The 11,664-nt window shown below is 68.0% G+C and carries 12 protein-coding genes; 7 read left to right on the top strand and 5 right to left on the bottom strand.

Features of this window, described 5'->3' with window-relative positions:
* Nucleotides 1–84: 84 nt before the first annotated feature.
* Nucleotides 85–1,008, bottom strand: coding sequence for a M14 family metallopeptidase (locus UU7_RS13870; protein ID WP_007809285.1), 924 nt, complete (start codon nt 1,006–1,008; stop codon nt 85–87).
* 57 nt (nt 1,009–1,065) lie between these two features.
* Nucleotides 1,066–1,581 (bottom strand): DUF3016 domain-containing protein, encoded by a 516-nt coding sequence (locus UU7_RS13865; protein WP_007809284.1) that lies wholly within the window; start codon nt 1,579–1,581, stop codon nt 1,066–1,068.
* Nucleotides 1,582–1,760: 179 nt separating this feature from the next.
* On the opposite strand from UU7_RS13865, the gene UU7_RS13860 reads away from it, so the two are divergent.
* Nucleotides 1,761–2,201, top strand: coding sequence for a hypothetical protein (locus tag UU7_RS13860; protein ID WP_007809283.1), 441 nt, complete (start codon nt 1,761–1,763; stop codon nt 2,199–2,201).
* 37 nt (nt 2,202–2,238) lie between these two features.
* Here the strand turns inward: UU7_RS13860 and UU7_RS13855 are convergent, their stop codons facing one another.
* A complete protein-coding gene (locus tag UU7_RS13855) occupies nt 2,239–4,002 on the bottom strand; it encodes a sensor domain-containing diguanylate cyclase (RefSeq protein WP_007809282.1) in 1,764 nt (587 codons plus the stop codon).
* Between the two features lie 225 nt (nt 4,003–4,227).
* Between UU7_RS13855 and UU7_RS13850 the strand changes: the two genes are divergently transcribed.
* A complete protein-coding gene (locus UU7_RS13850) occupies nt 4,228–4,668 on the top strand; it encodes a CHRD domain-containing protein (protein ID WP_007809281.1) in 441 nt (146 codons plus the stop codon).
* A 52-nt stretch (nt 4,669–4,720) separates the two neighbouring features.
* Here the strand turns inward: UU7_RS13850 and UU7_RS13845 are convergent, their stop codons facing one another.
* Nucleotides 4,721–5,740 carry a hypothetical protein gene (locus tag UU7_RS13845; RefSeq protein ID WP_007809280.1) on the bottom strand — a complete coding sequence of 340 codons (1,020 nt, stop codon included), beginning with the start codon at nt 5,738–5,740 and terminating at the stop codon, nt 4,721–4,723.
* A gap of 171 nt (nt 5,741–5,911) precedes the next feature.
* Between UU7_RS13845 and UU7_RS13840 the strand changes: the two genes are divergently transcribed.
* From UU7_RS13840 to UU7_RS13830, 3 genes are all read left to right on the top strand, one after another.
* Nucleotides 5,912–7,306: an Hsp70 family protein gene (locus UU7_RS13840; RefSeq protein WP_007809279.1), complete on the top strand. Its 1,395-nt coding sequence runs from the start codon at nt 5,912–5,914 to the stop codon at nt 7,304–7,306.
* A gap of 102 nt (nt 7,307–7,408) precedes the next feature.
* Complete coding sequence (locus tag UU7_RS13835; RefSeq protein WP_007809278.1) at nt 7,409–7,900, top strand: SRPBCC family protein; 492 nt, start codon at nt 7,409–7,411, stop codon at nt 7,898–7,900.
* Nucleotides 7,884–8,234 (top strand): ArsR/SmtB family transcription factor, encoded by a 351-nt coding sequence (locus UU7_RS13830; protein WP_007809277.1) that lies wholly within the window; start codon nt 7,884–7,886, stop codon nt 8,232–8,234. Before UU7_RS13835 ends, UU7_RS13830 begins: the two co-directional genes overlap by 17 nt.
* A gap of 9 nt (nt 8,235–8,243) precedes the next feature.
* Here UU7_RS13830 and UU7_RS13825 read toward each other — a convergent pair whose 3' ends face one another.
* The gene (locus UU7_RS13825; RefSeq protein ID WP_007809276.1) at nt 8,244–9,233 is read right to left on the bottom strand and encodes a mechanosensitive ion channel family protein; all 990 of its coding nucleotides are present in this window, start codon (nt 9,231–9,233) and stop codon (nt 8,244–8,246) included.
* Nucleotides 9,234–9,526: 293 nt separating this feature from the next.
* Here UU7_RS13825 and UU7_RS13820 point away from each other — a divergent pair, with 293 nt between their 5' ends.
* Entirely contained in the window at nt 9,527–11,512 is a 1,986-nt protein-coding gene (locus tag UU7_RS13820; protein ID WP_425480519.1) for a catalase, read from the top strand.
* A 15-nt stretch (nt 11,513–11,527) separates the two neighbouring features.
* Entirely contained in the window at nt 11,528–11,653 is a 126-nt protein-coding gene (locus UU7_RS19105) for a cupin domain-containing protein (protein ID WP_274378298.1), read from the top strand.
* Nucleotides 11,654–11,664 lie beyond the last annotated feature (11 nt).

The raw sequence follows: 11,664 nt of genomic DNA, 5'->3' as shown, positions 1-11,664 counted from the left end.
GATAGAAGAAAACCACAGGACCGTGGTTTTCTTCACAGGCTCTGAGGCGCGACCAGGCGCCGATCACCGGCCGGCGCGGCGCTTTCAGCCCGGGTGCGCCAGGGCGAAATCGATCGCGGCGCAAACCGCCGCCGCCTGCGCGGCGTTGCATTGTTCCGGCGTAGCCCGGGGACTGTCCGGATAGACCTCGGTGGTGGTCTTGTAGGTCGCCCCGGTAATGCCCGCGCACAGCCCCAGCTCGCGCAGCGCGTACTGGATGACGCCTTCGGCGACCACCGGCGAACCGATGATCTCGCCGTGTTCGTCGGCCGGCGCGATATGCGTGACCTTCGCCACCGCCTCGATGATCGAACGCTGGAACGCCGGCTGCGGATGCGCCGTATCGTCGACCAGGTAGAAGCCGTCGGGGATTTCGCCCGGCTCGTGCGGCAAGCCGTCGCGCGCGGCCAGCGCGGGGCGGAACTCGGACTCGTCGCTGTCGGTGGTTTCGTGCAGGTCGATGTGCATCAGCACGCGATCGCGCAACGGCGCCACCATGCGCATCAGCGCCGCCGATTCGGGCGCCGGGCTGTTCTCGCGGAACGAGCGGTTCGGGTCCAGCGCGTCGGGATTCCAGCGGTGGATGCGCTCGTACGCCCACGGGCTCACGCAGGGCGCCACCACCAGGTTGGCCCGCCCGGCGTACTGCGCCGCGTGGCGGTCGAGGAAAAGCAGGGCGCCGTGCACGCCGCTGGTTTCGTAGCCATGCACGCCGCCGGTCACCAGCATGATGGGCAGCGCATCGTTCCAGTCGCGATTGCGCAGGACGAACAGCGGATAGCTGGCCGGCGGGTACTCCAGGCGGCCGTATTCCGCCACGTCGAAACGCGGGCGCAGCCTGTCGATCACGCTGACGACTTCGGCCTGATAGCCCCGCCTCACCGCCTGGCTCTCACGCCACTGCGCGACCTCGGCGTCGCCCCAGCGCACGCCCGGGGTGCCGATCGGATGGGAGGTCGGATGGTTCATCGCGCTGCTTGCTCCGCTGGCTGTCGAGATCCCCGGCACTTTATCACCAGCCCGGAATCAGAGCCCCGCCGCGCCCTTGCGCAGCCAGCGGTCGATCAGCGCCTTCTCGTAGCGCAAGCTGTCCTGGTCGACGACGCTCGCGCGGGCCATGAAGGCCAGGTCACGCAGGCTGCGACTGCCGCTGCGCAGCGGCTTGCCGTCGGCGCCGTACAGGGTGAAATCCAGATCGATGCGCGGCGGGTAGATGTCCTTGACGATGCGCACGTTGTTGAAGTTCGGTCCCCGCCAGGGCTCGTACTCTCCGGCAAGATCGACGTCAGTCACCTCGACGTCGAGCCGCTGGCCGGGCGCCAGGATGCGGGCCGCACGCTGCGCGATGTAAGCCTTGAGCGGCTTCAGGTAGGCGTCGGCATTGTTCGCGTTCACTCCGAAACTGCGCTTCGCCTCGGTGAAGTGCGCAGGGTCGCGGTAATGCACGCTGACATCGTCCGGTGGTTGCGCCGCCTGGGCGGCCATCGCGGAGAACGCAAGCAGGGCAAGGCACGACAGGCGCGACAACGGGAAGGAAGCCATGGCGATTCTCCGGATTCGGCCGCCCGCGTGGCCGGCAGTCGCCTCGCAGTATAGATCCGGGCCATCGGCCGGAAGACCACCGCCGGCGGCGCTGTTCCTTCGGCATGGAGTCCCCGCGATCCGGGCGGCTAGACTGCACGGGCGTGCCGACTCAACGGAACGCATCCACAGGGGAATCCATGAACACGATAGCAAGGACTGCGGGCACACTGTGCCTGACGGCGGCGCTGGCTGCCTGCACCACCATGACGACCATCAGCTCGAACCACGAGCAGACGCGACTTTCGCTGAAGCACACCGTGCCGGAGGTGCCCTCGACGCTGAAGCTCAAGGACACCAGCTTCGGCAACTATGAATTCAAGGCCGTCGCGCCGGGCAGCGATCCGTTCTACGGCATCCTGCCGCTGCGCTTCCACGGTGGCCGCCTGGCCATGGACATCCTGTTCTTCGCGCCGGCGACGATGTTCAACCTGCGCGGTGCGTTCCCGTTCTACGACATCGATATCGACAAGGGCGTCATCCGCTACAAGATGAATGCCGCCGATCCATGGACCGAGTACACGCCCACCGCCGCCGAACGTGAGCGCGCCCGTCAGTTCTACAACGCCACGGCGGGCTAGTTCGCGTTGCGGGGCGGATGCGCTTGCCGAACAGCGATCAGTTCCGCCCCGCCTTTCCCCGCGTCTCGCGCTTGCGGTACAGCTGGTGGTCGGCTTCGGCCATGCCCTGCTCCAGCGTGGTTTCCTGGCCGAAGAGGGACCAGCCGAGGGTAAACGCGATCGGCGCATCGGCGCGATCCTGCTCGATGCGCGACACCACGCTTTCGACCACGCCGTCGGCAGCGTCTTCCAGCAGCACCATGAATTCGTCGCCACCCAGCCTGATCACCGCATCGCCGGGCCGGACGTGGCGTGACAGGAAGTGCGCCATGGCCACCAGCACCTCGTCGCCGCGCTGGTGGCCATAGGTGTCGTTGACCTGCTTGAAGTGATCCAGATCGATGACCACGCAACCCCAGCGGCCGTGCGCGCTTCGCCGGGCGACATCATCGAGGAAACGGCGGTTGTAGCAGCCGGTCAGCGGGTCGCGCACCGACATCTCGTGCAGGTTCAACGCCTGCTGGTGCTTTTCGGTGATGTCCTGCGCGTGGCCCAGCACGTAGGGGTCCTCGTCCTCGTCGTCCAGCATGTTCTGGTATTGCCAGACGCGCAGCGTGCCGTCCTTCGCCACCAGTTCCAGCACGCCTTCGTCGCGATCGCTGCGGAACATCCGCAACAGGTAGGCACGAAATGCCGCGTGGCGCTCCGGCCGCATGAAGTCGGTCAGCGGGCGCCCCAGCAGTTCGCCGACCGAGTAGCCCAGCGAACGCGCCGCGGCAGGATTCACCGACAGCAGCACGCCCTCGTAATCGTGGGTGCAGATCAGCCCCAGGCTGTACTCGAACAGCTTCCGGAAACGGCGGTCGCTGGCTTCCAGCGCGGTGACCACGCGCCGGCGGATGCTCACGTCCTGGATGGCGCCGACCAGGCGCACCGGCCGGCCATCGTCGTCGAACACGATGCTGCCGATCGTGCGTACCCAGATCTTGCGGCCGGTCGCGGTCACCAGCGGCGATTCCAGGTCCCAGCCCGTGCGATCGGCGGTGCCCTTGGCCATCGCCGCGGAAATCGCCTCGCGCGCCTTCGGCGGGTAGAACGCCAGCGCCTCCTGCAAGGTGGGTCGGTAACCGGCCGGCACTTCATGGATGCGGCAGGTCTCGTCGGTCCACTGCACTTCGTCGGTGTCCAGATCGACCTGCCATCCACCCACCCCGGCAAGACGGCCGGTGCGGTCGAGGAAGGCCTCGCTGGCGCGCAGTTTCTGGCTCAGCCGGGCAGCCTCGTCGCTGCCCGGCCGGGCCGACGCGGTCACGGCGGGATGGTGCTCCAGCACCAGCATGCGCAGCTCCAGCGCCTCGCTCGCGACCAGCGCCAACGACAGCAGGGCCTGGCGCTGCGTTTCGTCGAGCGAGCGGGGTTCGCGATCGAATACGCACAACGCGCCCACGCGCAGGCCATCGCCGAACTGCACCGGCGCGCCGGCATGGAAGCGCACGTGGGGGTTGCCGGTGACCAGCGGATCGTCGACAAAGCGCGGATCGGCCTGCGCATCGGCCACTTCCATCAACCCCTCGGCCAGAATCGTGTGCGCGCTGAAGCTGCTGGGGCGCGGCGTCCCGTTCGGCCCGTCGAGCCCGACCCGGGACTTGAACCACTGCCGCTCCCCGTCGACCAGGGCAAGCACCGCCATCGGCGCGCCGGTGACCAGGGCCGCGCTGCGGGTCAGTGCGTCAAACAGCGGTTCGGCCCCGGTATCCAGCACGGACAGTGCGTGCAGGCGGGCCAGTCGTTGCGCTTCATCGGCAGAAACCGGAGCGGGCATGCCATCTCTCTCAAAAGGCCTGGCCCGAGTATCGACCGGACCACAGCAAGGTTCCGTGATTCGCTCGCCTTTGCAGCGGGGAATCGCACCCGGCCGGCCGTTGTCGCCGCCTACACACGCAGCGGGCCACCGTGGGCGGTGATTCGACCGCCATGGAAGACACCCGTTCAAGCCGCCCGGCCTGCCGGGCACAGTCCGCGCCATCGACTACCGGAGGAACCGACCATGCACCAGACACTGCGCAAGATCCTGCCACTGGCCGCCGCCACGCTGCTGGCATTCTCGACCGCCGCCGCCGCGAAGGACGTCTCGCTGAGCGGCGATTTCGCCGGCGAGAACGGCGCCACCAACCAGCCCAGCGGGCACGTCAGCGCCACCCTGGACACGGTGACCCACCAGCTCAGGTACACGATCGACTATCAGGGCCTGAGTGGACCGGTCACCATCGCGCACTTCCACGGTCCGGCCGGTCCGGACGTGGCCGCGGGCGTGATGCAGCTGATTCCCGGCCCGTACCGGAGCGGCATGAGCAACAGCGTGACCATCGATGCCGCGACCCAGTCTGCCCTGCTCAACGGACTGAGCTACGTGAACCTGCATACCAAGGCACACCCGAAAGGCGAGGCGCGCGCCCAGATGACGGTCAGTCCGTCGCCGGGGATGTAAGCAGGGAAACCGATGATTGCCGGGGCGACGCCCGGCAATCAGCTGGCCCGACCTAGCGCGCGAACAGGCGCATGATCCACGGCCACGCCAGCAGCAACACGATCAGCGGCAGGAACAGCGCCAGCATCCAGCGCTGCTTCTTCGCCTGGCGCCTGTGCTCGGCGGCGATCAGGGTCATGTCGGCATCCATCTGCGCCATCGCCTGTTCCATCTGCTCCGGATGGGCCAGCGCGGCCTCCATCGCACCCGGCTCGTCCAGGCGCGCGGCAAGGGCACCGGCCCGCTTCATCGCCTCGTTGCAGGCGTCCGACTGCAACGGGCTCCATTCGTAGTCGTTGCCGGTCGACTGCTTCCACAACTGCCGGGCCAGTGCGTACACCGCCGCCGGCGGGTCCTTTTTCGACGGCAGGCTCACGTTGACCACACCCCTGGCCAGGGCTCCGAGACGGAACACCGCGAGCAGACGCTCGGTCCAGTGGATGCGCGGCGCCACGCGCGCGAACCGCTGCACGCGAAACATCAGGAAGAAGCTTTCACTGCCGTTGCGCTGCGTCACCGTGCGCAGGCAGATGCCGGACACTTCGCGCCAGGGAATGCGTCCGGTCAGTGCAGTGGCAAAGCCGACGCTGTCCAGCTCCAGCGCGGGCTGCCCCACGCCGGCCAGCGCACGCAACAGGAGCAGCAGGCCCACGGGCACCAGCAGCACACCGAGGATCAACGGGATCACGTCGTGCCTGAGATCGGCCGACGCCATGACCGCGACCGCGAGGCCGAGCAGGGTCAGCAACAGGCCGGCAAGGATGTTGCGAAGTCCGCCACCCAGCCGCAGCGTCTGCGACGAACCGGCCGGCCTGCGCGCAAACTCGTCGATGCGTTGCCGGATCGCGGCGCGCTTGCGCTGCTCCGCGCGCCGCTCGCCTCCACGGTCGCTGAAGTACGCCAAGGTGATCAGCGCAACGCCGGACACCAGCAGCAACAGCGCCAGAGCCGGCTGGTTGCGCCACCAGACCAGGCCGCTGCCCACGGCGATCACGCCGGAAATCACCAGAAGAAGATTGACCAGTTGCAACATCGCGTGACCTGCACCGCTCCATGGCGAGACGGCCATTCTCGCGAGGCGCGGCGACGATCGGCAAGCGGCAGGATGGGAAGCCGTGACCGCCTCCACCCGGCGTTCGATGTTTGGGTTGTCGACCGCACGCCCTCATACTGCGCGGTCGCGATCAGACATCCCGTGACTTCCATGCTTATCGGTATCGACTTCGGCACCAGCTATTCGGCGGCAGGCGCCATCATCGACGGCGAACTGCAGCTGGTGCGCTTCGGCGACACCGAGCAGTTCCGCACCGCGGTGTATTTCCCCGAGCTGGTGCCCGACCCGGCGGACTTCCAGCTGACGCCGGATCTGCAGGCGCAGCTGCAAATCGAGCTGCGCCTGGCGCGCACCCGCCAGCGCGAGATGGCATCGGCTGCCGCGGCCCGCGGCCAGCTGCCGGTGGCGCGCAGCGAAGCTGACCTGCAGCGCGAGGCCTTGCGCGTGGTGCGCCGGCAGTGGATGGAGCAGCAGACCCGCGAGGCCACCGCCTCGGTCGCCAGCTTCCAGCACGCGCTGTTCGGCGAAGAGGCGGTGGAAGGCTACCTGGACAGCGGTGGCGGCAACCTGATCGAGTCGCCCAAGTCGATGTTCGGCTATCGACTGGACCCGCAGGTGCGCAAGGTGATCGTGCACATCGCCACGCACATCCTCGAGCACATCAGGCTTTGCGCCAGCCGCCAGTTCGGCGTGCCGGTGCGCGGCGCGGTGATCGGGCGTCCGGTGGAGTTCCGCAGTTCGATGGGGGCGCAGGGCTCGCAGCAGGCGATCGAGATCCTGCGCGAAGCGGCCGGCCTGGCCGGCTTCGACGAGGTGAGCTTCCTGGAAGAGCCGGCCGCGGCGGCCATGCACTATCACCGGAGCCTCGACGCGCGGCAGCACGCGCTGATCGTCGACATCGGCGGCGGCACCACCGACGTGGCGCATGCCGAACTCGGTGCCGGCGCGGCGCCGCGCATCGCGCGCAGCTGGGGCCTGCCCAAGGGCGGCACCGATCTGGACGTCAACCTCAGCCTGCACAGCTTCATGCCGCTGCTGGGCAAGGACAGCGTGCGCATCCCGCAGCACCAGTTCGTCGAGGCGGCCAGCGTGCACAACCTGCCCAAGCAGCGCGAATTCCGCCGGCAGGACTATCGCCTGGTGGACGAGCCTTACGGCACGCGCCTGCGCGCCCTGCAGGAACCCGGCGCCACCACGCGCCTCAACCAGCTGGCCGAACGCACCAAGATCGTCCTGAGCAAGGCGCCCGGCCATCGGGTCCAGCTCGACTTCGTCGAACCCGGTCTCGCCGTCGATGCCGGAAGGGAGGATTTCGACGCGGCCATCGAACCCTTCCTTGGCCAGCTCGAACGCACGCTGGAGCGCGTGCGCGGCGACCTGGACGAACTGCCCGCCAGCGTCTTCCTCACCGGTGGCACCTCGCGCTCGCCGCGGATCAGCGCCCGCGTGCAGGCCTGCTTCCCGGAAATTCCGCTGGTGCACGGCGATCCTTCGCTGGGCGTGGTTTCGGGTCTGGCCGTGGCGGCCAGCGAGTTCGGCGGGTAGCCGCGCCGATCCGGGCCTGCCAACATGCAACTTGGGTGTTGCATGTGCGAAAGCGGCGGATCATCATGCAACTACCGTGTTGCATGATATCGAGGCAGTTCCATGAACACATCGACCGATCGCATCGAGCAACAGATCCTGCTGCACGCACCGCTGGAGCGCGTGTGGCACGCGCTGATCGACCCGGACGCGTTCGGCGCTTGGTTCGGCATGGCCTTCGACGGACCGTTCGTGGTTGGCCAGCCGGTCACCGGCAGGATCGTGCCGACCCAGGTCGACCCCGAGGTGGCCAGGCTGCAGGAGCCCCACGCCGGCACACCATTCAGGCTGCTGATCGAGCGCGTCGAGCCGATGCGGGTGTTCGCCTGGCGCTGGCATCCCTACGCGGTCGACCACGACACCGACTACGAGCAGGAGCCGACCACGCTGGTCACCTTCGAGCTTGAGGTCGTCGAGCACGGCACCTTGCTGCGACTTGCCGAGTCGGGTTTCGACCGCCTGCCGCCGGCACGCCGCGCCGACGCGCTTCGCGCGAACGAGGGCGGCTGGACCATGCAGATGAGCAACATCGCCCGCTATGTCGCCGCGCACTGATCGCACCCGTCGAACGGCGGCACTGGCCAGGAGCGCGCCGATCTTCGCCGCGCTGGGCGATGCCACGCGACTGCGCCTGGTCGCGACGCTGTGCGCGGGCAGCGCGATGTCGATCGCCCAACTCACCGCCGGCACCACCATCACCCGCCAGGCCGTCACCCGGCACCTGACCGTACTGGCCGAAGCCGGCCTGGTGCATGACCTGTGGCGCGGCCGCGAACGGCTGTGGGCGTTCGCACCGTCGCGACTGGACGAGGCGCGCAATGCGCTGGATGCGATCAACGCCGAATGGTCCGGCGCGTTGTCGCGGCTGCAGCGCTTCGTGGAACACTGAAGACCCGGCTCAGCGGCTGTCGCCCCTGGGAAAACGCACGCGGTCCGGCTGGGTATTGAGTTGCTGCAACATCACCAGCAGCAGGCGCGACTTGACGCTGCCGGCGTGTTTCGGGTCGACCAGGTAGCGCACCCGGGCGTCGATCCAGGTATTGGCATTGACCCTGAACAGCACCGCGGGCCGTTCCTTCACTTCCACCTCGTCGACCGGCGTCCTGGCCAGGATGTCGCGATACGTGCGCACGCGCCGGATCATCGCCTCGCCCAGTTCCCTTTCCGCCGCCTGCTGCATCACCTCGCTGACGAAGGCGAGGTCGCTGTCGTAGGCAATCTGGAACGAGATCTCGTCCCAGATGTAGGGAAACATCTCCCACGAGAAATTGTAGACGGCGCTGGTCAGCACGTTGGCATTGGGAAACTTGACCAGCCGACCGCTGGGGTGGCTGCTGGAGACATACGGCCCACCCACCTCCCACAGCGTGGTGTCCAGATAAGTCACCTCGATCACGTCGCCGGTGGCTTCGCCGATGCTGATGCGATCGCCCACCCGATACGGCCGGCGCGCCAGGATGTAGATCCAGCCGATGAAACTGGTGATCGGCGTCTGCAGCGCAAAACCCAGCACCAGCGAGATCAGTCCCAGCGATGCCACTGCCGCGTACCAGTTCGCGAACAGCATCGAGACGACGATCAGCGCAATCAGCACGAACACCACCAGCCCCGCGATGCGCTGCAGGTTGTAGCGGGTCGCCGCATTCGCGATCCGGTCGATCGCCCTGGCGCGGATCAGTCGCGCCGCCGCCAGGATCAGCACGATAGCCATCAAGCCGACCACGATCCGGCGCAGCGGCGGAACATAGCGCGGCGCCAGTGGCACGAGGTCCAGCCAAAGCACGTAACGGATCGCCGCCAGTACCAGCAGCAGGACCACGTACGCACCCAGCCACAGCACGTGACCGCGATTTGCGGTCGCGCATTTCCTACTGGCGTCGTTGCCCATGCGTACCCTCCGGTCTCGGCCACACGCTGCCACTGCATGCGTATGCGCTGCGTCGACGGGCACGTGCCGCATGGTGCCGCACAGCCCGCGGCAGCGGGGACGAGGCCGGCTGCCTCACCGCCACTTCACCGCGCCCGGCACAGGCTGGGTGCTCCCCCGCACCGGAGTACGCCATGGCCACCAGGGCAAAACCCGCCTCGCGCTCACGCACCCCAGCGTCCGCGACCACCGCCAGCGAAACGCGTGGCAACGCCGACGAATTGCACCAGCTTGCCGGCGCTGCGCATCCGCCCATGACCACCAACCAGGGCGTGCCGCTCAGCGACGACCAGAACTCGCTGCGCCCCTCACCGCGTGGCCCGACCCTGCTGGAAGACTTCATCCTGCGCGAGAAGATCACCCACTTCGATCACGAGCGCATTCCCGAACGCATCGTGCACGCGCGCGGCTCGGCGGCGCATGGCTACTTCGAACTGAACCGGTCGCTGGGCAGGTACACCACCGCGAAGATCCTCACCGAAGTCGGCAGGAAGACCCCGCTGTTTACCCGCTTCTCCACCGTGGCCGGCGGCGCCGGTTCGATCGACACGCCGCGCGACGCCCGTGGCATCGCGACGAAGATCTACACCAGCGAGGGCAATTGGGATCTGGTCGGGATCAATTTCGCGCCGTTCTTCATCCAAGACGCGATGAAGTTTCCGGACCTGGTGCACGCGCTGAAGATGGAGCCGGATCGCGGCTATCCGCAGGCGGCCAGCGCGCATGACACCTTCTGGGATTTCGTCTCGCTGACGCCCGAAACGCTGCACGCGGTGACGTGGCTGATGTCCGATCGCGGCATCCCGCGCTCGTTGCGCATGATCGAGGGCTTCATGATCCACAGCTTCCGCCTGCTGGCCGCCGACGGCAGCACCAGCTTCGTGAAGTTCCACTGGCGGCCGAAGCTGGGCGTGCAGGCCACGGTGTGGGACGAAACCGTCAAGATCACCGGCGCCGATCCGGACTACCACCGGCGCGACCTGTTCGAGGCCATCCAGCGCGGCGACTTCCCCGAGTGGGAACTGGCGGTGCAGCTGTTCACCCAGGAGCAGGCCGACACCTTCCCGTTCGACCATCTCGATGCCACCAAGCTGATTCCGGAAGAACTGGTGCCGCTGACCGTCATCGGCCGCATGGTGCTGGATCGCTGGCCGGACAACTTCTTCGCCGAGACCGAGCAGGTGGCGTTCTGTCCATCGCACCTGGTGCCCGGCATCGACTTCTCCGATGACCCGCTGCTGCAGGGCCGGCTGTTCTCCTATCTCGACACGCAACTGTCGCGGCTGGGAACGCCCAACTTCCACCAGTTGCCGATCAACGCGCCGAAGTGCCCGTTCGCCAACCTGCAGCGCGATGCGCAGATGCAGATGCAATCGCCGCCCGGCCGCGTGAGCTACGAACCCAACTCGCTCTCCGACAGCAGCCCCCGCGAAACGCCCCGTGGCTTCCAACACGGGGCCGAGCCGGCCGAGCCCGGCCGCAAGGGACGCATCCGGGCCGAGTCGTTTGCCGACCACTACAGCCAGGCGCGGCGGTTCTATCGCTCGCAGAGCCAGCCCGAGCAGGCGCATGTCGCCAGTGCGTTCGTGTTCGAACTGTCCCGAGTGGAGACCCCGCACGTGCGTGCCGCCGTGGTCGGCCACCTGCGCCACGTCGACGAAGGCCTTGCGGCCCGCGTCGCCGCAGGGCTGGCGCTGTCGCCGATGCCGCCCGCCCCGCCGGCCAGGGTGGCGCCGGTCGACCTCCCCCTGTCGCCGGCGCTGCAGACCATCGGCAAGATGAAGGACACCCTGAAGGGGCGGCTGGTCGGCATCCTGATCCACGACGGCTCCGACGCTGCCACCGTCAAGGCCTTGCGCAAGGTCATCGTGGCTGCCGGCGCGGCGGTCAGGATCGTGGCACCGAAAGTCGGCGGCGCCATCCTGTCCGACGGCAGGAAGATGCCGGCCGATGGCCAGCTCGCCGGCACGCCCTCGGTCTTCTTCGACGCCGTGGCGATCGTGTTGAGTGAAGCCGCCGCCAAGCAGCTCACCGCCGAGTCCGCTGCGCGCGACTTCGTCAGCGACGCCTTCGTGCACCTGAAGGCCATCGCCGCCGACGCCGGCGCGCAGCGGCTGCTGAAGGCCGCTGGCGTGAGACGCGACGCCGGCGTGGTGGATGCGGCCGACGCCCGCGACTTCGTGGTCCTGGCCAGGACCCGGCAATGGGCGCGCGAACCGAAGGTGCGCATGCTGCCCTGAGCCGGCACGCTGCGGGTGATCGAACCTGGCGAGGCCCACGAGATCCGCGCCGGCGGAGACCCGCCGCTGTCCACCGTCCATTTCCATTCGCCCGCAACCTGTGCCGACAACGGCGATCCGCTGCCGGAGTGCGAGGCCTGACGCCACGCGGG

This window comes from Rhodanobacter spathiphylli B39 (assembly GCF_000264295.1).
In the GTDB taxonomy this organism is placed as follows: Bacteria; Pseudomonadota; Gammaproteobacteria; order Xanthomonadales; family Rhodanobacteraceae; genus Rhodanobacter; species Rhodanobacter spathiphylli.
The sequence above is the reverse complement of the archived record's forward strand: the minus strand, read 5'-3'. Positions and strand labels throughout refer to the sequence as shown.